This window comes from Baekduia sp. (assembly GCF_035996765.1).
Taxonomy (GTDB): Bacteria; Actinomycetota; Thermoleophilia; order Solirubrobacterales; family Solirubrobacteraceae; genus Baekduia.
In genome coordinates this window covers 14,845-36,912 of sequence record NZ_DASYJG010000074.1, presented here as the reverse complement: position 1 = coordinate 36,912, position 22,068 = coordinate 14,845, and the positions used below count along the sequence as shown (strand labels likewise).

The 22,068-nt window shown below is 69.5% G+C and carries 21 protein-coding genes; 4 read left to right on the top strand and 17 right to left on the bottom strand.

All coding sequences use genetic code 11. The features are described from left to right. Positions 1–4 precede the first annotated feature (4 nt). From rodA to VGO10_RS16270, 6 genes are all read right to left on the bottom strand, one after another. Positions 5–1,210, bottom strand: coding sequence for a rod shape-determining protein RodA (gene rodA / locus VGO10_RS16295; RefSeq protein WP_327470251.1), 1,206 nt, complete (start codon positions 1,208–1,210; stop codon positions 5–7). Further along, complete coding sequence (locus VGO10_RS16290) at positions 1,207–3,312, bottom strand: penicillin-binding transpeptidase domain-containing protein (RefSeq protein ID WP_327470249.1); 2,106 nt, start codon at positions 3,310–3,312, stop codon at positions 1,207–1,209. The genes rodA and VGO10_RS16290 overlap by 4 nt, the downstream gene beginning before the upstream one ends. Then, complete coding sequence (gene mreD, locus VGO10_RS16285; RefSeq protein ID WP_327470247.1) at positions 3,312–3,884, bottom strand: rod shape-determining protein MreD; 573 nt, start codon at positions 3,882–3,884, stop codon at positions 3,312–3,314. The genes VGO10_RS16290 and mreD overlap by 1 nt, the downstream gene beginning before the upstream one ends. Continuing rightward, positions 3,884–4,774, bottom strand: coding sequence for a rod shape-determining protein MreC (gene mreC / locus VGO10_RS16280; protein ID WP_327470245.1), 891 nt, complete (start codon positions 4,772–4,774; stop codon positions 3,884–3,886). The genes mreD and mreC overlap by 1 nt, the downstream gene beginning before the upstream one ends. A gap of 39 nt (positions 4,775–4,813) precedes the next feature. Further along, on the bottom strand, positions 4,814–5,863 hold the full coding sequence (locus VGO10_RS16275; protein ID WP_327470243.1) for a rod shape-determining protein: 1,050 nt from the start codon (positions 5,861–5,863) through the stop codon (positions 4,814–4,816). Between the two features lie 265 nt (positions 5,864–6,128). Continuing rightward, positions 6,129–9,317: a M14 family metallopeptidase gene (locus tag VGO10_RS16270; RefSeq protein ID WP_327470241.1), complete on the bottom strand. Its 3,189-nt coding sequence runs from the start codon at positions 9,315–9,317 to the stop codon at positions 6,129–6,131. A gap of 263 nt (positions 9,318–9,580) precedes the next feature. Between VGO10_RS16270 and VGO10_RS16265 the strand changes: the two genes are divergently transcribed. After that, positions 9,581–10,273, top strand: coding sequence for a hypothetical protein (locus VGO10_RS16265; RefSeq protein WP_327470239.1), 693 nt, complete (start codon positions 9,581–9,583; stop codon positions 10,271–10,273). Positions 10,274–10,795: 522 nt separating this feature from the next. Here the strand turns inward: VGO10_RS16265 and VGO10_RS16260 are convergent. From VGO10_RS16260 to VGO10_RS16245, 4 genes are read right to left on the bottom strand one after another with little or no spacing between them, the layout of a single operon-like run. Further along, positions 10,796–11,356, bottom strand: a complete 561-nt coding sequence (locus tag VGO10_RS16260; protein ID WP_327470346.1) for a Maf family protein — start codon at positions 11,354–11,356, stop codon at positions 10,796–10,798. Positions 11,357–11,367: 11 nt separating this feature from the next. Continuing rightward, a complete protein-coding gene (gene ndk, locus VGO10_RS16255) occupies positions 11,368–11,772 on the bottom strand; it encodes a nucleoside-diphosphate kinase (protein ID WP_327470237.1) in 405 nt (134 codons plus the stop codon). A 55-nt stretch (positions 11,773–11,827) separates the two neighbouring features. Then, the gene (locus tag VGO10_RS16250) at positions 11,828–12,355 is read right to left on the bottom strand and encodes a zinc ribbon domain-containing protein (protein WP_327470235.1); all 528 of its coding nucleotides are present in this window, start codon (positions 12,353–12,355) and stop codon (positions 11,828–11,830) included. A gap of 41 nt (positions 12,356–12,396) precedes the next feature. Next, a complete protein-coding gene (locus tag VGO10_RS16245) occupies positions 12,397–13,101 on the bottom strand; it encodes a hypothetical protein (protein ID WP_327470233.1) in 705 nt (234 codons plus the stop codon). Positions 13,102–13,380: 279 nt separating this feature from the next. Between VGO10_RS16245 and VGO10_RS16240 the strand changes: the two genes are divergently transcribed. Beyond that, on the top strand, positions 13,381–13,647 hold the full coding sequence (locus VGO10_RS16240) for a hypothetical protein (RefSeq protein ID WP_327470231.1): 267 nt from the start codon (positions 13,381–13,383) through the stop codon (positions 13,645–13,647). On the opposite strand, the gene VGO10_RS16235 is transcribed toward VGO10_RS16240, so the two are convergent. The 3 genes from VGO10_RS16235 to VGO10_RS16225 are packed head-to-tail and all read right to left on the bottom strand — an operon-like array spanning position 13,644 to position 17,566. Further along, positions 13,644–13,766: a hypothetical protein gene (locus tag VGO10_RS16235; protein ID WP_327470229.1), complete on the bottom strand. Its 123-nt coding sequence runs from the start codon at positions 13,764–13,766 to the stop codon at positions 13,644–13,646. The genes VGO10_RS16240 and VGO10_RS16235 overlap by 4 nt on opposite strands. Further along, positions 13,763–15,019, bottom strand: a complete 1,257-nt coding sequence (locus tag VGO10_RS16230) for a bifunctional folylpolyglutamate synthase/dihydrofolate synthase (protein ID WP_327470226.1) — start codon at positions 15,017–15,019, stop codon at positions 13,763–13,765. Before VGO10_RS16230 ends, VGO10_RS16235 begins: the two co-directional genes overlap by 4 nt. Positions 15,020–15,043: 24 nt before the next feature. Further along, a complete protein-coding gene (locus VGO10_RS16225) occupies positions 15,044–17,566 on the bottom strand; it encodes a valine--tRNA ligase (RefSeq protein ID WP_327470224.1) in 2,523 nt (840 codons plus the stop codon). A gap of 16 nt (positions 17,567–17,582) precedes the next feature. Between VGO10_RS16225 and VGO10_RS16220 the strand changes: the two genes are divergently transcribed. Continuing rightward, the gene (locus tag VGO10_RS16220; protein WP_327470222.1) at positions 17,583–18,365 is read left to right on the top strand and encodes a methyltransferase domain-containing protein; all 783 of its coding nucleotides are present in this window, start codon (positions 17,583–17,585) and stop codon (positions 18,363–18,365) included. A gap of 10 nt (positions 18,366–18,375) precedes the next feature. Here VGO10_RS16220 and VGO10_RS16215 read toward each other — a convergent pair whose 3' ends face one another. Then, entirely contained in the window at positions 18,376–18,714 is a 339-nt protein-coding gene (locus VGO10_RS16215) for a potassium channel family protein (RefSeq protein ID WP_327470220.1), read from the bottom strand. A 112-nt stretch (positions 18,715–18,826) separates the two neighbouring features. Between VGO10_RS16215 and VGO10_RS16210 the strand changes: the two genes are divergently transcribed. Further along, positions 18,827–19,591, top strand: a complete 765-nt coding sequence (locus VGO10_RS16210) for a hypothetical protein (RefSeq protein ID WP_327470218.1) — start codon at positions 18,827–18,829, stop codon at positions 19,589–19,591. Here VGO10_RS16210 and VGO10_RS16205 read toward each other — a convergent pair. From VGO10_RS16205 to clpX, 3 genes are read right to left on the bottom strand one after another with little or no spacing between them, the layout of a single operon-like run. Further along, positions 19,588–19,851 carry a hypothetical protein gene (locus VGO10_RS16205; protein WP_327470216.1) on the bottom strand — a complete coding sequence of 88 codons (264 nt, stop codon included), beginning with the start codon at positions 19,849–19,851 and terminating at the stop codon, positions 19,588–19,590. The genes VGO10_RS16210 and VGO10_RS16205 overlap by 4 nt on opposite strands. A 19-nt stretch (positions 19,852–19,870) precedes the next feature. Next, the gene (gene nudC, locus VGO10_RS16200) at positions 19,871–20,797 is read right to left on the bottom strand and encodes an NAD(+) diphosphatase (RefSeq protein WP_327470214.1); all 927 of its coding nucleotides are present in this window, start codon (positions 20,795–20,797) and stop codon (positions 19,871–19,873) included. Continuing rightward, on the bottom strand, positions 20,754–22,031 hold the full coding sequence (gene clpX, locus VGO10_RS16195) for an ATP-dependent Clp protease ATP-binding subunit ClpX (protein WP_327470212.1): 1,278 nt from the start codon (positions 22,029–22,031) through the stop codon (positions 20,754–20,756). The genes nudC and clpX overlap by 44 nt, the downstream gene beginning before the upstream one ends. Between the last annotated feature and the right edge of the window lie 37 nt (positions 22,032–22,068).

Here is a 22,068-nt window from a genome sequence, read left to right as displayed (position 1 = left end):
CAATTCAGTGGCCCATGATGCGGCCCTTCGTCGCAGCCGACGCACGTCCTTGGACGTAGATCGCCTGGAGAAGGCCGATGGCCAAGAGGGTGGACACCACCGAAGAGCCGCCGTAACTCATAAGCGGCAGCGGGATTCCGGTGATGGGCATGATCCCGAGGGCCATGCCAACGTTCACGAAGACCTGGAAGAGCAGCATCGCGACGATGCCGCCGGCGACCAGCGCGCCGAACAGGTCCTTCGCCATGGTCAAGATCCGCAGCCCGCGCCAGATCAACAGCGCGTAGAGGGATAAGACCAGGGCGGCGCCGACGAAGCCCCAGCGTTCACCGACAACGGCGCTGATGAAGTCGGTGTGGTGCTCGGGCAGGAAGTTCAGTTTCGTCTGGGTCGCCCGTTCGCCGCGCCCGGTCTTCTGACCGGAGCCGAAGGCGATGATGGATTGGTTCTGCTGGTAGCCCGCCCGATTCGTATCGGCAGACGGGTGAAGGAACGACGTCAGTCGATCCTCCTGGTACCCGTGCAGCACCGAGACTCCCGCGGCGGGTGCGGCGACCAGCACGATGCTGATCGCCACCGCGCCAAGCGCGATGAGCGCCAGGAAGTGCCGTGCCGGGGTACCGGCGAAGTAGAGGATGGCCAGCGCGATCGCGCCGTAGACCAGGCTGGAGCCGAGGTCGGGCTGGACCATCACGAAGGCGGCCGGGATCAGCGCGAGCAGCATGATCCGGGCGGTGGTGTCGCGCTCCTGCAGGCGCCGGCCGCGGTCGGCGGCAAAGCCCGCCAGCACGACCACGATCAGGACCTTGCCGAGCTCGGAGGCCTGGAACTGGAAAGGACCGAGCGCGATCGAGCGCTGCGCGCCCTTGGCGACCGACCCGATGAGCTTGACCGCGAAGATCGAGGCCATCAGGAAGCCGTAGATCCACCAGCGGGCGACGCGCAGCCGGGAGTAGTCGAACTTGATGAGCGCGAGCGAGAGCACGCCGCCGACGGCGAAGAAGATCGCCTGGCGCTTGAAGTAGTACGTCGGGTCCCCGGTGATGTCGTCGGCGGTCGACGAGCGGATCGCCACCAGCGAGCAGGCGGCGAGGCCGATGACGCCGAGGATCAGCACCAGGTCAAACGGCAGCGCCATGCCCTGCGGGCGGGCGCGATCGCGCGGCGGCGCGTCGTCGATGTCGCGCAGCGGTGTCGAGGCAGCGCTCATCGGTCGTTCGAGCTTCCGCGCACCAGCTTGGACGTGACGCCGAACCACTTGGACATGATCAGGCGCACCGCGGGCGCGGCGGCTTCGGCGCCGAACCCGCCGCCCTCGATCGTGCAGACGACGAGGATCGGCCGGTTGGTCGGCGACCCGTCATAGGAGTAGCCCACGTACCAGGACTGGTCGGCCTGGCCGTTGCGTTCGGCCGTGCCGGTCTTGCCGAAGATGGGGTACTTGGTCCGCGGCCAGCCCTGGTCCCAGACCGCCTTCGAGGTGCCGCCGTTCTCGTTGGCGGCCGCGTGCAGGCCGTTCATGATCGTGGTGCGCCAGGCCGGATCGATCCGGATGCCGCGCCGGGAGGGCTTGTCGATCTTGGTGACGATCCCACGGCTGTCCTCGACCTGCGCGCCGAGGTGCGGCGTGGGGACGCGGCCGCCGTTGACGATCGTCGAGTAGGCGACGGCCATCTGCAGCGGCGTGGCCTCCAGGCCGCCCTGGCCGACGGCGAAGTTCTCGTTGTCGCCCGGGTTCCAGAGCGCGTTGCCGCTGCCGATCTGGCAGTTGCCCTTCGGGTGCTTGCGGACGCAGGCCTGCTGCAGCTCGTTGATGCGCCGGACCTCGGACGGGCTCGGGATCAGGCCCGAGCGCTCGCCCGGCAGATCGATCCCCGACTTGCGCGCGACGCCGAGCTTGTGGGCCCACTTCTGCAGGTTGAGCGTGCCCTTCTCGTAGAGCTTCTTGCCCAAGTTGTAGTAGTACGTGTCGGACGAGACGCGCAGCGCGTCGACCATCGCGATCGGGCCGTATGGCGTCTTGTTGGTGTTGCACGCCACGTCGATGTCCTTGCGCGCGCCGGTCTGGTAGCAGCCCGTGTCGGTGAAGACGGTCGACGTGCTGATGACCCCGGCGTCGAGCGCGGCCAGCGACGTGATCGGCTTGAAGATCGAGCCGGTCGGATAGGCGCTCTCGTCCGCGCGGTTGATCAGCGGGAAGCTCGTGCTCGCGTCGATGAACTTGGCCTTGTAGGCCTTGGTCGTCGAGTAGCGGCCAGGGGCGGCGTCGCGCGGGTTGTAGCTCGGGCTCGAGCCCATCGCGTAGACCGCGCCGGTGTCGGGGTTGAGCGCGACGAAGGCGCCCGGCTTGCCGCCGCCCGCCTGCCTGAGCGCCGCCTCGCCGGCATCCTGGACGTCCTTGCGGAGCGTCAGCATGAGCTGCTCGCCGGCCTTCGGCGCCACGGCGGTGGCCGCCTGGCTGCGCTCGCCCGCGGCGTTGACCTCGATGCGGTAGCGGCCGTCGGTGCCGCGCAGGAAGTTGTCGTAGGTGTACTCCAGCCCGCTCTGGCCGACGTCGGTGCCCGCCACGACGCCCTTGAACTTCTTGGACGCCAGCTCGGTGCCGTTGATCTGGCCGATCGTGCCGAGCACCTGGGCCGCCATGTCGTGGTTGGGATAGGTGCGCTCGTAGACCGAGTCGACCGTCACCCCCGGGAACGCGTCGGGCCGCTCCTCGATGAAGTTGCGCTGCGGCGCCGGCACGTCGCTGCGGATGCGCACGTTGGCGTAGGGCACCTGCACGATGCCGTCGACCACGCGGTCGTTGATCGTCTTGGCCGACATCTGCAGGACGGTCGCCAAGCGCCGGTAGCGCATAAGCAGGTCCCCACCGGCCCTCGGTCGCGCGGGCGCGGGCGGCAGCTTTGCGGCCTTGGCCCGTTGCTTCTTGCTGAGCTTGGCCAGGCGCCTGTCGTACTGCTTCTTGCGCAGCGCCCAGCGGCCGGCCGCCTGCCCGTAGGCCGAGATCGCCTCGCGCGTCGTGGCCGGGATGCTCGCGGGGTTGATCGCCACGACGGTCGCCTTGCGGTTGTCGACGAGCGTCACCTTGTTGGCGTCCAGGATCTGGCCGCGGGGCGCCGCGATGCGCTCGGTCCGCACGCGGTTCTCCCGCGCCTGGGCGAGGTACTTGTCGCCATCGAGGACCTGCAGGTACCAGAGGCGAAAGAAGATGATCCCGAACAGCACGAAGGCGACGACGCCCGCGCCCGCGACGCGAATCGCGAGCTGCGGCGTGATCGGCGGGCGCCGGTCGTTGGCGGGATCGAGCGGCATCAGGCGCGCGTCAGCGGCGAGAGACCGCCCGTGGTGTAGGCGCGACGGCGGCGACGGCGCCGCGGATCCTCCGGCAGGACCGGCCCGAGCCAGCGGCGCACGAGCGCGAAGACCGGCAGCGAGATGATCGCGTTGAGGATGATCGTCGCCAGGATCACGCGTAGCAGCAAGAAGCTGACCGGCGTGTCGTTGCCGAGCATGAAGCTCATCAGGCCGTAGCCGAAGGTCGAGATCGCGGTCGCCAGGGCGCCGACGATCATCGGCACCACGACCGCCTGGGGATCGCGCAGCTCGCGCAGGCGGCCGGCCCCGTAGCCGACGAGCACGAACACGAAGCTCGTGAGGCCCATCGTCTGCAGCAGCGCCGCATCGAAGAACAGGCCGACCGAGAATCCGAAGATCGCACCGGTGATCGAGCCGCAGAGCAGGCCGACGCCGGCGACGACGAGCGGCGTGAGGTCGGCGCTCGCGCCGAAGATCACGATCTGCGACACCGCGGCGACCTGGAGCAGGACGACGCCGAGCCCGAGGAGGACGATGCGCAGCAGGAGCTTTGGCGTGACGGCGGGCATCAGCGGTTGTCGTTCACCCGCTTGGTGAGGACCTGGACGTAGTCGACGTGGCGGGTGTCGACGAAGAGCCGGAGGTGCGGGGTCTGCTCGGAGGTCCCGGCGTTGGCGACGCGGGTGACGCGGCCGATCTGCAGGTCGGGCGGGAAGAGCGACGGGAGGTCGGTGCGGGTGGAGACCGTCCCCTGCGTGACGATCACGGCGTTGTCGGCCACGGTGTCGGTCTTGGCGACCGACTCCATGATCAGGTCGCGCGGGTTGCCGGGACTGGGCTTGACGACGCCCGTGGCCTCCTCGTCGGCGGTCTTGGCCGGCACGGCCACCGAGGAGTCGGTGATGAGCCGGACGACGGCCGCATCCCCGGTGGCGCTGTCGACGACGCCGATCAGCCCGCGGTCGTCCTGGCCGCTGCCGTCGGAGGCGATCACGGGCATGTTGGCGCGGATGCCCGACGAGGTGCCCTTGGAGATCGTGATCCGTGCGTACCAGAGCGTGGGCGAGCGGACGAGCACCCGCGCCGTGACCGGCTGGTAGGGCGAGAGGTCGACCGGGGTCTTGTCGAGGCTCAGCAGCCCCCGGAGCTTCTCATTCTCAGCGGCGGCTCGCTGGTTGTGAATCGCCTGGGTGCGCCACCGGTCACGATCCGTGCGTGCGTTCTTGAGGTCGCCCTTGGCCGAGACGGTGTCCCCCACCCACCCGAAGAGATCGCGCACGGGCTTGAGCGCGCGGCTGGCCCCTTCCTGGATCGGAGACACGACCTCGAGGATGCCGCGCTGCACGTTGTGCAGCGCGCCCCCGGCGGGCTCGCGGAAATAGGCGGTGAGGAGGATCAGGGAGCTGGCGACGAGCAGCCCGAGAACTGCGCGTCGTCGGCGAACCGTCTTGTCGTACATGTTGTACGCGACTCCAAAGCTTGGTCTCCGGGCGCGGCGCTAACGCGGCCTGCGCCGGTTCCTTGAATGCTTGTTGGTCCGGTGAATGACCTCGAACTCCTCGAGCGAGCGGCCGGAGCCCACCGCCACGCAGGTCAGCGGTGACTCGGCCAGATGGGACGGCATCTGCGTCTCCTCCCGCAGGCGCTCATCGAGCCCCTGCAAGAGCGAGCCGCCGCCCGCGAGCATGATGCCGCGATCCATGATGTCGGATGCGAGCTCCGGAGGGGTCCGGTCCAGCGTCTCCTTGACCGCGTCGATGATCTGCGACAGCGGCTCTTCGAGCGCCTGGCGGATCTCCTCGCTGGTCAACACGACGGTCTTCGGCAGGCCGGAGACCATGTCGCGGCCGCGGATCTCGGCCTGGACCTCTTCCTCCATCGGATAGGCCGAGCCGATCTCCAGCTTGACCTCTTCGGCCGTCTGCTGGCCGATCAGCAGCTTGTACTCGCGCTTGGCGTAATTGATGATCGCTTCGTCGAGCTCGTCGCCACCCACGCGGATGGACTGCGAGACGACGATGCCGCCCAGCGAGATCACGGCGACCTCGGAGGTGCCGCCGCCGATGTCGACGATCATCGAGCCCGTGGGCTCGCCGACCGGCAGTCCGGCCCCGATCGCGGCGGCCATCGGCTCCTCGATCAGGTAGGCCTGGCGGGCGCCGGCCGAGAGGCAAGCCTCTTCCACCGCGCGCTTTTCGACACCGGTCACGCCGCTGGGAACACAGACGACGACGCGGGGATGCGCCCAACGGTTCTGGTGCACCTTCTGGATGAAGTGACGGAGCATCTCTTCCGTCACGTCAAAGTCGGCGATGACGCCGTCCTTGAGCGGGCGGATCGCCTGGATCGTGCCGGGCGTGCGGCCGAGCATGCGCTTGGCCTCGATGCCCACGGCGTGGACCTCGCCAGTTCGTGAGTCGATCGCGACGACCGAGGGTTCGCTGAGCACAATGCCGCGGCCACGCACATAGACGAGCGTGTTCGCGGTGCCCAGGTCGACCGCCATGTCGCGGCCACCGAAGCCGGTGAGGTAGCTGAAGAAGCCCATGCCGGAGAGAGCGGACCGCCCGTTTGACTGCGTGCGCCCCGCGGATGCGGGGCGGACGGACGGGCCACGCGGCGCAGTGTAGCGGAGGGGCGGCCGGAGCCCTGTGGTGCGAATGCCACATTGCAGCGGCGAAAACGCTGCAAAACGCACGTGCGTCGTTACGGAGAGCTCTCCATTCAGGCTCAGGCTGAGGGTGAGGCTTGTCCGGGCGCCGATCGCGGGCGCCGCCGGGTGGCGACGGCGCCCGCGAGTCGATCCCTCAGGCTCAGCCTGCGCCGAGCGCGCTCACCGCGTCCTTGACGAGCGTCGCCCGCGTGTCGGCCCCGGTCACGCCCTCGAGGCCGAAGCCCCAGTAGATCGTGTCCTTGGTCGCCACGCCCGGACCGTCGACGTAGCCGACCGATGTCGTCGAGATCCAGTCGTTGGCGTTGCCGCCGCTGCCCTCGGGGGCACCGGGGACGTCCCAGCCGCCGAGGCCGTCCTCGAAGGACGTCTCGGCCAGCGTGGCGCCGTCGGCCGTGATCTTCGTGTCGTCCACGAACACGCCGAGGCCCTGGAAGCCCTCGTCGCTGATGTAGGTGATCGACAGCTCGACCTGCTTGCCCGCGTAGGCGCTGAGGTCGAACTTGAAGGGCACAAAGCCGCCGGAGTTGCCGTTGGCCGCGTTGAACGTGCCCGTCGTCCCGCCGTTGTCGCACGTCGCGTCGCCGGCCCCGGGACTGCTCTCGGGATGCAGCGTCACGTAGTGCTCCATGAACGGATGTTCGTCGGTGATCGGGATCTGCGGACAGCTGGCGTCCGTCGACAGGTCGTCGGACGTGTGCCCGTTGACGTCGGGCAGCGTCGTCCAGTCATCCTGGCCCACGGTGTGGGCCTCGACCACGAGGTAGTCCCAGCCGGGCTCGGTGTCGTAAGACGCCGTGAACGACAGGTCCGCCGCCGTCTTGCCGGTCAGGTCGATCGTTCGCGACAGCCGCTTGTAGCTGTCATCGGCCGCCTGGGAGAACGCGTAGTGCGTGCCCGTCGGCGGATCGAACGACGGCGGGCGGTCGAACTTGACCGCCTGGCGGCTGTCGAACTGCGGGTAGGTCGCCGTCGGCAGGATGCTCGACGTGGTCAGGAACGAGTAGATGTTGTCCTGGTTCTTGGCCGAATCGTCGCCGTTGACCGTGAACTCCGCGGTGCCAAACGGCGCACCGGCCTCTTGGAACGGCAGCGCCGCCGCCGCGTCGGTGTCGGCCGCCGCCGTCACGGGCAGATAGGCCCCGAGCCAGTACTGCTGGAAGTCGTTGGACTCCACGACGCAGTTGAAGTTCTGGCCCGGCGGGTCGTCGTTGCCGCTGGGGTCGGCCTGGTTGCTCTTGCAGAACGGGTTCGGCGGAGCGCCGAGCGGGTTGAACAGGAACTGGTCCCAGCCGCCCTGCAGGGCGAACTTGCCGGCCACGAGCGCCTTGCCGCCGTCGTTGAGGTAGTCGCGGACGCCGAGGATCTCGTCGTCGGCGAGCCTGGACGTGCCGGTGGCGCCCGGCTGGCCGGGCTCACGGACGTACAGGTCCTCCCCGGTCTCCCAGATCACGGCCTTGTAGTGCGACAGGACGCCGAGCGCCGAGGCCGCGGTGCGGCCGTTGGCATCGACGTCATAGGTGTCGTACGGGATGCCGGCCGTCGTCAGCGCCTGGGCATAGTCGTCTTGATAGAGCGGGCCCGCGTACGGCGTGCCGTCCAGGTCGTCGCTGTTGCCGGTGTAGTCCTCGGCGACCATCAACAGGACCTTGTTGTTGGTGTTGGACTTCAACGTGTAGGTGAACGGGTCCGACGTCTTGTTGCCACGGCCGAACCACACCTTGACGGTGTCCCCCGGCTGGGCTCCGCTGACCTGCCCGCGGAGGCGGTGGTAGTAGGTGCCGGGCTTGCCGTAGCGCTCGCCGCCGGCGTATTCGCCGAGGCCGCCACGCTGGACGCGCCCGCCGTTGACCTGCCAGAACACCTTGACGTCACCGAGCGAGCGCTTGGCGTTGACCTCGACGGTCTGCGGGTCGCCGTGCGAGATCGAGAACGTCGTCGGCACGAAGTCCGGCGCCGTGTTGCCCAGGTGGGACTTGGGCTGGTCGGGCCGTGCCGCCGACTTGGCCAGGTCGAGGGCGAAGTCCAGGTTCTTCTGGAACTCGGCCTGGACGGCCGTCTCGTCGTCCTGGAACACGAAGCCGCCGGGCGGCAGCGAGTCGGGGCCGTCGACCGTGCCGCCGACCCCGTCGCCGGAGCCGCCGTCGAGCTCGACCGTGTAGGCCTGCGTGCCCCAGTTGTTGTAGGCGTCGCCGGTGACGTCGCCGTTGGTGGTGTAGAGCTCAGCCGAGACGTCGGGATCGAAGCCTTCAACGGCCGGATGGTCGTCGTCGCCGGCCAGCGCCTTCATCAGCGGCGCGTCGGTCGCCTCGGTCTCGACCTGCCAGCCCTCCGGGTACAGGATCAGCTGCGCGAAGGAGTGGTAGTCGATGAGGAACTTCGGCTTGAGGCGCTGATGGAGCTTGCGCGAGGCCTGGACCTCGGGCTCAGAGCCGGGCCCGGAACCGTGGTAGGTCTCGTTGGCCGGATCGTCAGAGGCGCCCTCGAGGTCGTAGTTCCACTTCTCGGGCCAGTTGCGGTTGGTGTCGACCCCGTCGTGGGCGGGGTCGATCACGCCGTCGCCGTTGACGTCGCGCAGGTTCTTGCGCCACAGGCGCGTGCCCTTGGCGGTGAAGGTGTAGTCGTAGCCGTCGGGGTTCATCATGGGGATGAACCAGACCTCGTTGGTGCGCAAGAGTTGCTTGATGTCGCGGTCGCGGCGGTGGTCGATGAACCACGAGAAGAGGCGGCGGTTGACCTCGGCCGAGATCCACTCGCGCGCGTGCTGGGTGGACTCGAAGAGCGTGACCGGCTTGGCGCCGTCACGGGTGTGCTTCGCGCCTTCGGTGATCTTGTAGGCCTTGATCGGCTGCCCGAGGACGGACTGCCCGATCGTCTCCTCCTTGACGATCTCCGGGTAGCGCGAGGCAAGGTCCTGGTACCACTTCTTGAGCGGCACGTTGGGTGTCGCGCAGCGGTCCGGGCAGGGCGCCGGCTTCAGGCTCCAGGGCCGGAAGACGTCGTAGCCGTGGGTCGGATCGGTCAGCGGCGACGGCGGTGCGGCCATCGCACGGGCTTCGGAGAGCGCCTCCACGGTGGCGCCCTTGTCGCGCAAGGACTGCGCTTGGGCGGGCGTGGCGACGATGCCGAGCTTGCCGGTCTTGCCGATGGCCTTGACCTCGTTCAGGTCGTAGCCGGCGCGCGCGAGCTGGTCGGTCGTGACACGACCGCTCACGGCGTACTGGTTGAGCGGCTCGACCGTACGGTCGGCAGCGTGCGCGGCGCCGGCCCCGAGGACCGTCGACGCCGCAACGCCCGCGAGCAGGGCGCGGGCCGTTCTGGTGATCTGCATGGAACCTCCCTGGGGGCCGACACGACCCCGCGTTCGCATGATGGACGCGCGCGCTCACCCCTGAACCACGCACGAGTTGTTGGCGTCGACTCTATGGTCCTCTCACCGGACCACGCAAGGTCTGGAGAGCAACGTTGTCCGATGTGGCATGCAAACGTGACAAGAGGTCTGACCGAGGTGTGGAAGATCGAGCCCTAGGTGCGAGATCGGTCGAGCGCCACGCCCGTCTCAGGGGTATGCGCTCTCGACTGCTGCTCTTGCTCTTGGCCCTGACGGCCCTTGGCGTCGCCCCCATACCCACGGCCGGCGCGGCTGACACCCACGCGCCCAAGGGCGCGCGCCTGGACTGGCTGCCGACCGACACGTGGGTCATGTCGGGCTGGATGCCGTTTGACGAGGCGCGCCTGGATGTCGTGGTCAAGACCGACCACGACGAGCTCGCCACCTGGCTGGATGATCACCGCACGCTGCTGGCGCTGGCGCGCAAGCACGGTGTTGGCGGCAGCGCCGCGCAGTTGGCCCATACGTTGGTCGCGCCACGGCTGGCGCAGGTGCGGCCGGCGATGCGGCCGGTGCTGGAGCGCCGCGCGCAGACGATGCTGACCCAGGCGCATCTCAGCCGCCATGTGATCTTCCACGTCTTCCACACGCCGGCGATTCCGCGCAACGCCCGCGCGATCTTCGGCGTCTCCCCCGGCCGTTTCCGCGCGCTGCGCAACAGCGCGATGACGCCGCTGGCGATCGGCGCGCGTGGCGGGCGCAGCGCCGCCCATGTGCGCGGCGCGCTCTGGGCGCTGCTGGTCGCCCGCGCAGATCGCGGCGTGCGCGGTGGCGCGATGAGCCGCGCCGAGGCTCGCTATCTGCTTGCCGAACAGAGGGAGCAACTGCCGGTTTACGTGGGCCGCGCGTTCCGGACGCCCGAGCAGCAGGTGGCGTTTTTGTGCCGGGTGCATTGAGGTTGCGGGTGCTGTCGTCGGTGGCGATTCAGTGCAAGCGCTGGTCTGAGCGCGCGACGTGGTTTGTTTGGCGGCGAGGAGTGAGCGGGGTTGGCGCGTCGGGGCGCTGGCTCGTCGTCCGCAACGCTCGCGGGCGGCGATTCGGTCCGTGTCGTCTCACCCCCACATGTGAGGGGTAGGACGACACGGACTTCGAGCAACCGCGATGAGACGCACGGAACCCGCGATATCCGCGGGCTACGCGCGATCGACTCCGCGACACAAGGGTGGGCCTGTTTGCGGACTCATACCGGCCGCAAGGGGACCCACCCCGCTCGCGGCAACCGGCAGTCGACCGTCGTGGGCCCGTGAGCGGACGTATGACGTCCGCAGACAGGCCCACCCTCCGCCGGGGCGACGGCGGACGACGAGCCAGCGCCCCGAGGTGCCAGCCCCGCTCACTCCTTCGCCGCCAAACAGACCGCATCGCGCGCCCAGACCAGCGCCCGCGCTGAATCCAGATGGCGCCCGCGCCGCGCCGACCTAAGCGGTGCGCGCGGCGAAGTCGCGCATGAGCTGCGGCTCCAGCGCCAGCAGCGCCGCCACCGGGAGGCCGACGACGTTGAGGTAGTCGCCCTCGATGCGGCTGACGAGCACGGCGCCGCGACCTTGGATCGCGTAGCCGCCGGCGCGGCCCTCCCACTCGCGGGTGGCCAGGTACCAGTCGATGGTCGACTCGTCGAGCGCGCGGAAGGTCACCAACGTGATCTCGGTGGCCTCGCGAACCTCGCCGTCCTGCACGAGCGCCAGGCCGCTGACGACCTCGTGCGTGCGCCCGGAGAGATGACGCAGCGTGTCGCGCGCGGCCGTCTCGTCGGGCGGCTTGCCCCAGATCTGCTCGCCGGTGGCGACCAGCGTGTCGCAGCCGATGACCAGCTCGTCGATGCCGTCACCAGCCACCGCCAGCGCCTTGCGTCGCGCGTTCTCGGCCGCCACGACGACCGGCGGCCCGGCTTCCTGCTCAGCGACGTCGGAGACATGGACCTCGAAGGCGAGGCCCAGGTCACCGAGGATCGCGCGCCGTTGCGGCGAGCCGCTGGCCAGGACGAGGCGGATTACAGCTCCGGGAACCAGATCCCGATCTCGCGCTCAGCCGACTCATCGGAGTCCGAGCCGTGCACGAGGTTCTGGCCGACCTCGATCGCGAAGTCGCCGCGGATCGAGCCGGTGTTGGCCTCGAGCGGGTTGGTCGCGCCGATCAGCTGGCGCGAGGCCTTGACGACGCCGTCGCCCTCGAGCACAGCCGCGACCAGCGGCGCGCTGGTGATGAAGTCGACGAGCTCGCCGAAGAACGGGCGTTCGGCATGCTCGGCGTAGTGGGTCTCAGCGGTCTCGCGCGGGGTCTGCACGAGTTTGAGGGCGGCGATCGTGAGGCCCTTGCGCTCAAAGCGCGCGAGGATCTCGCCGGTGAGGCCACGCGCGAACGCGTCGGGCTTGACGAGGATGAGGGTCCGGGACACGGACGGGCTCCTTGGGAGTCGGGATTCGGGAACTGCGAGGAAGCGACCGGGGACTCTACGAGCCCGGCTCGCTGACCGCCGCCTGCTCGAGGTCGGCGGTGGGACGCCGGCGGCGGCGCCGGGGCGGCGGCGTGACGCCGGGGATCTCGGCCTCGCAGTACGGGCAGATCTTCCAGCTTGGATCGAGCGGCTTGGCACAGGTGCCGCACGGGTCCTTGAGCTTGCGCAGGCAGTGCGGGCAGCGCAGGAAGTCGTCCTTGACCTCGTTGTCGCAGTGCGGGCAGATCAGGTAGCCGGCGCCGTGCAGCCTCGCCTCGGCGGCCTGCATCTCCAGCTCACGCTCGCGGACGTCGTCCAGGAACTCGGGCGGCCGGACGATCATGTAGACGATCGTCCCCACGAACGGAAACAGCGCGGCGATCGTCGCGCAGCCGATCAACATCGGATCCTCGATACGCCGCCGCGCATCGGCGAACGTGTAGTAGATCAACGCCACGTAGATGACGACGAGGAAGAGGACGAGCAGCTTGACGGCCGTGTTGAGGCCAGAGCTGTCGATCCCGAAGACCGCTTCGATCGGCATGTGCCTTCAAATCCTAGAGAACGCGGCGGCTTGCGGCGCGGTCAAGCCGTTGCGATCAGACGCTCATCGGCGACGCGCGCGCGACCGAACAGCGCCTCGACCTCTTCCACGGCCTTCTCGACGCGCCCGAGCTCGGCGTTCAGCTCGGTCCGCCGGGCGCGCAGCGCGGCTGCTTCCACGCTCGGCCCGTGCGCGGCCGCCGAGTCGCGGAGCTCGCGCTGGAGCTCGGAGAGACGCGTGTGGAGACGAGCGACGGCGCCGCGGTCAAGCTCGTACACGCCGGGCTGGGTGCTCTTGCTCACCGCCGGCGAGCGGCTGAGCTGGGTGAGGAACGTGGCGAGCGGATCCTTGCCGGCAACGGCGAAGCCCGCGTCCTGCAGCAGCCCGTACCACTCCCGGTAGTGCAACGCCTCGGGACGATCGGGATGGGCGAGCAGCACCCGCACGGCTTCACGGCGGATGTCGGGGCCTCGCAATACCGGCAGCGCGCGCTGCTCATCGCCGGAGGTCCGCCGTGCCAACGCTTCTCCCGTCTCGGGCTGGGGGCCGGCCGTCGGTCCGACGAGGCGGTCCAGCAGCGTCTGGCGCTCGTCGACCTCCTCCAAGGAGCCATCGATGCGCTCGAGCTCGGTACGCAAGCTCTCACGAGCGTTGAGGAGCTCGCGGCGATGGCGCGCGAGCTGCTCGCGCTCGGCCTTCGCGGCCTTGAGCAGACGGAGAGATGGGGTGGGCGTCGGAGGGACCATCGAAGCGACGGAGGTGGTTCTACAGGTCGCGAGCAGGATCGTCTGTGGACAAGCTGTTCATATGTGAGCACGCGTAGCGACTCGGGCTTACGTAGCTGTGGATAACCGTGCGGACAACTGCTGGAAGTCGCCGCAAAGTGCAGGTCAAAACGGCGGAAGCCCACGATGTGGACGAGATACAGAAGGTGCCGCAGAGCTCAGCGGGACGCGGGTTCCGTCCGAGCCGGAAGCCAAAGTCTTCTCTACATCAATCTGCGTAGCGCTCAAAGGACACCTCACATGCCCCGTCATATCGCCCATCGCGTCGCCCATCCAGACGGCCCTGACCCCCGGCCCAAGCGTCACCGGGCAGCCCGCCCGCTGCCGCTGCTGGGCACCGTGCCCGACGAGCGCACCGCCGAGGCCATGGACGACGAGCACGCAGCCGAGCAACTCATCGCCGACCTGCTCGCGCTGGAGGACGCTGGGCTCATCGAGACCGTCGAGCTCGAGGGCGCTCTCCGCTACGCGCCGACCGCTCCCGACGACCCCGACGCGGAGACCTAGAGAAACAGACGGCCGAAGCCGTAGCCGATGCCGAAGAAGATCAAGATGACCAGCGCGACGCTGAGCGCGACGACCGCGATCATGACGCCGACCCGGGGGCCGTCTTCCTCGTCGTTCACAGGGTGCTCCGGGCCGCGCCGGCGGGGCGCAGCAGGTCGGCGATGAGGTAGATCGAGCCGGTGGCGAGCGCGACGCCGTCGGGGCCGGCCAGCGTGCGGGCGCGCTCCAGCGCGGCGCGGGCCTCGCCGACGATCTCCACCGCGCCGGTGTAGCCGAGCTGGTGGCAGAGCGAGGCAAGCGTCGCCGGCGGCAGCGCCCGCGGCGTCTGCGCACGCGTCGTGACGACCGCGTCGCAGAGCGGCAGCAGCGTGCGCAGCATCCCGGTCGCGTCCTTGTCGTCGAGGACGGCGAGGCACGCAACGAGGCGGCGGCCGGCGACGAAGCCAGTGAGCGCTTCGGCGAGCGCGGTCAGCCCGCCGGGGTTGTGGGCGCCGTCGAGGACGGTGTCCGGATTGCTCGCCACCACCTCGAAGCGCCCCGGCACCAGTGTTGACGCCGCCGCCGCGCGCACGGCGGCATCGTCGAGCGGACGGCCAAGCGTCCCCAGGTAGGCCCGCGCCGCCTCGATCGCCAGCGTGAAGTTGCGCCGCTGAAACGGCCCGCGGGCCAGGATCTCCAGCCCCGCGCCGGGATCGGTCGGCGCCACGCGCAGCGTGGCATGGCGCTCGCGCGCGGTCTGCTGCGCCAGCGCCAGCGCGTCGGGGTGGAGATCGGTACCGACGATAAGGGTCGCGAAGTTCTCCACGACATCGAGCTTCTCGGTGGCGATGTCGGCGACGGTCGGGCCGAGCCAGCGCGTGTGCTCGAGGCCGACGTTGGTGAGCACGGCAACCGACGACGGCAGGACGTTGGTGGCGTCGAAGCGCCCACCGAGCCCCGCTTCGACCACGGCCACATCGACGCTCGCACGCGCGAAGCAATCCAGCGCGGCCGCGGTCAGCAGCTCGAACTGCGTCACGTGGTCGTCGCTGGGCGCCGTGCGGTCGACCTTCTCGGCGGCCGCCGCCGCACGCTGGATCGCGGCGGCGAACTCCGCGCCCGAGACGTCGGCGTCGTCGATCCGCACGCGCTCGGCGAAGGAGACGAGGTGCGGCGACAGGTAGGAGCCGACGCACAGCCCGTGGCGGCGCAGGATGGCCGCGGTCATCCGGACCGTCGAGGATTTGCCATTGGTCCCGACCACCTGGATCGAGGCGAACTGCTCTTGGGGCGAGCCGAGCGCCGTGAGCAGGCGGCGCATCCGGTCCAGCCCGAAGCGCATGCCGAAGAGCTCCAGCGAGAGCAGGAGCCGCTCGGCGTCCTCCAAGCGCATGGCCGAATCGCGCCCCCGAGCCATCTACAACGCCTCGAGCTCCGCCTTGAGCCGGGCGAGCTTCTCGCGCTCGGCGGCCACGACGGCGTCGGGGGCCTTGTCGACGAAGCCCGGGTTGTTCAACTTGCCCTCGGCGCGCGCGATCTCGGCCGCCAGAGACTTCCGCGCGGCCGCCACCTTCGCGGCAGCCTCGGCAGGGTCGACACCCTCCAGCAGCTCGACCTGGCAGCCGCGGACCGGGATGACGGTGACCGGTGAGCGGTCGTCGTCGGTGACAGGCGTGAGGCGGGCGAGGCGGGCGACCAGCGCGACAAGATCATCATCAAGGCCGTCAATCCGCGCCGCCAGGAACGCGCCGGGCTTGACGCCCCCGGCATCGCGCCAGGAGCGCACGGCCTGGACCGTGGCGATGACGCGCTCGATGTCGCCTTCGGCCTCGGGGTCACGCGGCGCCACGACGTCGCCGGCCACGTGCGCGGCCAGCAGGCCCTCGCCGCCGACGTGCGGCCACAGCTCCTCGGTGACGAACGGGATGATTGGATGGGCGAGGACGACCGTCTCGCGCAGCACGTGCAGCAGATGCGCGCTCAACTTGTCGTCGAACTCGCGGCCCTTGATCAGCTCCAGGTACCAGTCGCACAGCTCGCCGTAGACGAAGTCATACAACCCGAGGGCGGCCTTGGAGAAGTCGAAGGTCTCGACGCGCGCGGCGAAGTCGGCGCGGGCAGCGCCGAGGCGGCTGAGGATCCAACGGTCTTCCACCGTCTGTGGCGCGGCAGCAGGCGCCGTCCCCTCGGCGGCGTTGGTGATCACAAAGCGCGTCGCGTTGAAGAGCTTGTTGGCCAGCGCCTGGCCCTGAGCCACCTTCTCCTCGCTGAAGCGCACGTCCTGGGTCGAGGACATGGCCAGCAGGCCGAAGCGCACGCCGTCGGCGCCGTGGGCGTCAATCAAGTCCACCGGGTCGATACCGGTGCCGAGCGACTTGCTCATCCGCCGCCCGTCGGGCGCCTGGATGACCGAGTGGATGTAGACGTCGGCAAACGGGGTCTCCCCCGTGAACTCGATGCCCATCATCACCATGCGCGCGACCCACAGGAACAGGATGTCGCGCGCCGTGGAGAGCACGTCGGTCGGGTAGAAGGCGCCCAGCTCGGGCGTCTGCTCGGGCCAGCCGAGCGTCGCGAACGGCCACAGCGCCGAGCTGAACCAGGTGTCCAGGACGTCGGGATCTTGCGTCCAGCCCTCGCCCTCGGGCGGCGTGGCGCCGCAGTAGACCTCCTCGTCGCGGTACCAGACCGGGATCTGATGGCCCCACCACAGCTGCCGCGAGACACACCACGGCCGGATGTTCTCCAGCCAGTCGATGTAGCGGCGTGACTGCGACTCGGGGTGGATCCGCAGCTTGCCGTCCTTGACGACCTGCATCGCCGGCGCGGCCAGCTCCTCCATCTTCATGAACCACTGCAGCGAGATCAGCGGCTCGATGCGCTGCCCGCTGCGATGGCTGAACGGGACGGTGTGCGTGTAGGGCTCCTTGGCCCGGATCGCGCCCGCGGCATCAAGTGCGCCAACAACGGCCGCCTGCGCCTCGGCGACCGGCAGCCCCGCGTACTCCGGCACGAGGTCGGTCATCCGCCCGTCCTCGCCGATCACGCTGAGCTCGGGCAGGCCATGGCGGCGCCCGATCTCGAAGTCGTTGGGGTCGTGACCGGGCGTGATCTTCAGACAGCCGGTGCCGAAGTCGGTCTTGACGTACTCGTCGGCGATGATCGGCAGCTCGCGACCGACCAGCGGCAGCGTCACCGTCTTGCCGACGAGGTGCTTGTAGCGGTCGTCGTCGGGGTGCACCGCGACGGCGACGTCGGCCAGCATCGTCTCGGGCCGCACGGTCGCGACGACGACCTCGCCGCTGCCGTCGCTCAGCGGGTAGGCGATGTGGAAGAGGGTGTCGTGCGCCTCGCGCTCCTCCACCTCCAGGTCGCTGATCGCCGAGCCGGAGCCCGGATCCCAGTTGACCATGTAGTTGTCGCGGTAGATCCAGCCCTTGTTGTAGAGGTCGACAAAGACCTTCAACACGGCCTTGACGTAGCGCTCGTCGAGCGTGAAGCGCTCGTCCTCGTAATCCAGCGACGCGCCGAGGCGCTTGAACTGCTCGATGATCGTGCCGCCGAACTCCGCGCGCCACTCCCACGTCTTCTCGACGAACGCCGCGCGACCGATCGCCGCGCGCGAGCTGCCCTCGGTGACGAGCCGCTTCTCGACCTGCGTCTGGGTCGCGATGCCGGCGTGGTCGGTGCCCAGGATCCACTTCGCACGCCGGCCGAGCTGGCGGTTGAAGCGGATCAACGTGTCCTGGACCGAGCCGTTGAGCGCATGGCCCATGTGCAACGCGCCGGTGACGTTGGGCGGCGGGATCGCGATCGAGAAGTTCTCGGCCGGCGAGCCCTCCGGCTCGGGATGAAACAGCCCCGACTCCAGCCAGCGCGCGACGATGCGCGGCTCGACTTCGGAGGGCTCGAAGCGCTTGCGGTCCTTCAGGCTCGACATGAGAGGATCGGAGTCTATGGACGACGATGATGTCGACCCCGCCCGCCCGCGCGAGTGGGACGCTGGCAGTTACCACGCGGTCGCAACCCCGCACCAGGGCTGGGGCACCGAGATCCTCGACCGCTTGGCGCTGCGCGGCGACGAGACGGTGCTCGACCTCGGCTGCGGCACCGGCCGTGTTACCGCACAACTCCTGGAGCGGCTCGGTCCGGACGGCCACGTCATCGGCATCGACGGCTCGGCCGCGATGGTGGCTGAGGCGCAGCGCCAGCTCGGCGGCGAGCGCGCGCACTTCGTCCAGCAGGACTTGCTCGAGCTGACCGTCGAGAACCCCGCCGACGCCGCCGTCTCCAGCGCGACCTTCCACTGGATCGCCGACCACGACCGGCTCTTCGCGCGCATCCGCGCAGCGCTGAAGGACGGTGCGCCGTTCGTCGCTCAGTGCGGCGGGCGTGGGAACGTCGCGTCGATCGTCGCGGTCGTGCGCGAGGTGGCCGCGCGCGAGCCGTTTACACCAGCCTTTGCCGGCTGGGCCGGACCGTGGAACTTCGCCGGCCCCGAGGAGACGGTGCCGCGCCTCGAGCGTGCGGGCTTCGTCGTGCAGCGCGTCTGGCTCAACGCGTCCCCGCAGCGGCCGCCCGAAACCCGCGAGTTCCTCCGCACGGTCTCGCTCGGCTCGCATCTGCTGCGGCTGGCGCCCGAGCTGCACGAGGCATTCCTCGACGCGGTCGTGGAAGGGTTGGGCCCGGACCCCGTCCACGACTATGTGCGGCTGAACATCGTGGCGACGGCGCGCTGAACCACGCCGCTCAGTCGCGCCGGTGGCGGTCCAGCAGGATCGCCACGACGATCGACGTCGCGGTCGGCACGAGCGCCACGCCGAAGATCATGACCACGGTCGCCACCAGACGGCCGCTCGTCGTGTGTGGCGTGATGTCGCCGTAGCCGACGGTCGCGACGGTCTGGGCGCCCCACCACCACGCCTTGCCATAGCTGGTGAAGGTCTCGGGCTCGACGAGGCGCTCGACCAGCGCCGCGAACAAGGTGAACGTCGTCGTGACCGCGACGATCGCCATCATCGCCCGCACCAGGGTGATGCGCTCGACAAAGCGCCCACGGCGACGCATCCGCCTTTCGGTGCCCGGCATATGCTCGGCAGCGTCCACCGGCGTCGGGTGAGGCACCCTCGCCCACACAAGGTGATCCCGTCACCCCCGCCGGGTGATGATCGCTCACCCAAGCTGCGCGCAGAGTCCGACCATGCCCGCCACCGAAGCTCGGCTCTCCGACGAGTCGCTCGTCGAGATGCTCTCGTTGATGCAGGGCTCCGACAGCGTGGAGCTCAAGCTGACGATCCCTGAGTCCGCCCAGCGCTCGGCCGTCGAGGCGCTCGGCATGGATCCGCTCGGCGCCCAGGTCCGGATGGTGTACTTCTTCGACACCCCGGAGCTGGCGCTGGAGCGTGAGGGCGTGGTGGTGCGCGCGCGGCGCGTGGCGCAGAAGGGCGACGACACGGTGGTCAAGCTCCGGCCGATCGTGCCCGCCAACCTCTCGCGCGACGTGCGCGAGTCGCCGATGTGCATGGTCGAGGTCGACGCGATGCCCGGCGGCTACGTCTGCTCGGCGTCGCTGAAGGGCGTGCCGAAGCCGGCGGTCCTGGACGTCGCCGGCGGCTCCGCGCCGCTGCGCAAGCTGTTCTCGAAAGCCCAGCGCGCGTTCTTCGCCGACCACGCTCCCGACGGCGTCGACTTCGGTGATCTCGTCCTGCTGGGCCCGATCTTCGTGGTCAAGATCAAGGCCTCACCGCCCGGGTTCGCCCGCAAGATGGTCGTCGAGCTGTGGCTCTATCCCGACGGCACGCGGATCCTCGAGCTGTCGACCAAGTGCGCGCCGTCGGAGGCGTTCCAGGTCGCCGCCGAAAGCCGCGCGTTCCTCGCCGAGCGCGGCATCAAGCCGACCGGCGCGCAGACGACCAAGACGCGCAAGGCGCTCGAGTTCTTCTCCAAGCAGCTGCGCGCGAGCTAGCGCCGGCTGGGCCGCACGCCGCCGTGGAACGGCATCAGCTTGCGTCCCGCGGTGATGAGGTCCAGGCGGCGGACGAGGCGCGCCAGCTCGGCGCGCTCGTTCTTGGTGAGGTGGTTCGGGAGGCCGTGGGACTTCTTGACGATCCGCGTCAGCTCGCGACGGTCGCGGTCGTCGAGGCGGCTCCAGTGGGTGCGCATCACCAGCGCGGCCTCGATCAGGAGCATCCAGGGAACGGCCTTGCGGCCAGGCATGCGCGGCATCTGGTTCGAGGCTACCCGGCTACTGCGCGATCCAGCGGTCCAGCAGCGTGCGGGCGATCGCCGTGGGCGGCGGCACCATCAGCCCCTCGACTCCGGGGCCGTCGATCCAGTCATCGCTCCCGCTGATCGCCGCGACGATCTCCTCGCGTGAGTACCAGCGCACATCCTCGAGCTCGCCGTCGCCGGGCACCGGCTCGCCGCTGACGTAGGTCGCGAAGAAGCCGAGCATCAGGGAGACCGGGAACGGCCACGGCTGGGACTCCAGGTAGCGGACGTCGTCCACGACGATGCCGGACTCCTCCAGCACCTCGCGCGCGACCGCGTCCTCCAGCCGCTCGCCCGGCTCGACGAACCCGGCCAGCGCGCTGTAGCGGCCGGCCGGCCACGTGGTCTGGCGGCCCAGCAGGCAGCGGTCGCCGTCGGTGACGAGCATGATCACGACCGGGTCGGTGCGCGGGTGGTGCTGGTGGCCGTTAGCGCAGACGCGGACGTGGCCGCCGTCGCGCGGCTCGGTGGCGGTCCCGCAGTTCCCGCAGAAGCGCGTCGCGCGCGCCCAGTTGGCCATGCCGGTCGCGTAGGCGACCGTGCCCAGCTGCGCGCCCGGCAGCGAGGCGGCAAGATCGCGCAGGCCCGTGAGCTCCACGCCCTCGCGCTCGATCGCGAAGACCGCGCCGCCGTCCGGGCCGATGCCGAGAAAGATCGCCTGGCCGTCGTCGTGGTCATCTTCGCGCAGCGCGAGCGGCTCGGGATGCGCGCCGGCGCGACCGACGACGATCGCCCGCGCCGCCGGGTCGCGGCGCGCCGCGTCCAGCCACGCGGCGTCGGTGCGGCGCAGCCCGGCGCGATCCAGCGCGCCGCCGGCGAAGGCGATGGGATCGGGAGAGGCGGGCGTGGCGCCGGCGCTACGCCGACTCGGCGGCGACGGGCTCTGAGCCGTCGTCGTCAACGGCCTCGGTGACGAGCGTGGGCGTGAGGCCCTTCTCGATCGTCTCCTTGGTCACCACGCACTTCTTGACGTCGCGGCGCGAGGGCAGCTCGAACTGCACGTCGAGCAGCGTCTCCTCGATGATCGAGCGCAGGCCGCGGGCGCCCGTCTCGCGCTCCAGCGCCAGGGCCGCGATCGAGCTGAGGGCATCCTCGGAGAAGACCAGCTCGATGCCGTCGAACTGGAAGAAGCGCTGGAACTGCTTGACGAGCGCGTTGCGCGGCTCGGTCAGGATCGTGATGAGGTCCTCGCACGAGAGCTGGTGCACCGCGCTCATGACGGGCAGGCGCCCGATGAACTCCGGGATCAAGCCGTAGTTGACGAGGTCCTCGGGGAGGCACTTCTGGAAGACCTCGCCCTTGTCGTGGTCGGCCTTGACGTGGATCTCGGCGCTGAAGCCGATGCCCTTGTGGCCGATGCGCCGCTCGATGACCGTGTCGAGGTTGGCGAACGCCCCGCCGCAGATGAACAGGACGTTCGTCGTGTCGATCGACAGGAACTCCTGATGGGGATGCTTGCGCCCGCCCTGAGGCGGCACCGAGGCGGTGGTGCCCTCGAGGATCTTCAGCAGCGCCTGCTGTACGCCCTCGCCCGACACGTCGCGCGTGATCGACGGGTTGTCGGCCTTGCGGGCGATCTTGTCGACCTCGTCGATGTAGATGATCCCGGTCTCGGCCTTCTTGACGTCGTAGTCGGCGGCCTGGATCAGCTTCAACAGGATGTTCTCGACGTCCTCGCCGACGTAGCCGGCCTCGGTCAGCGCCGTGGCGTCGGCGATCGCGAACGGGACGTTGAGGATCCGCGCGAGGGTCTGCGCGAGCAGCGTCTTGCCGCAGCCGGTCGGGCCGAGCAGCAGGATGTTGGACTTCTGCAGCTCGATGTCGGTCTCGGTCGACTGCATCATCTGCACGCGCTTGTAGTGGTTGTAGACCGCCACCGACAGCGTGCGCTTGGCCTCTTCCTGGCCGACGACGTACTCGTCCAGGACGTTGTAGATCTCCCGCGGCTTGGGGAGGTTCTCCAGATCGAACGACGGCGGGGCCGTGAGCTCCTCGTCGATGATCTCGTTGCAGAGATCGATGCACTCGTCGCAGATGTAGACGCCGGGACCGGCGATCAGCTTCTTGACCTGCCGCTGCGACTTCCCGCAGAAGCTGCAGAGGAGCTGCTCGTTGGAGTCCGTGGGACGCGCCATCTACATCCGCCTCTTCTTCTCTTCTCGCCTGACCTGC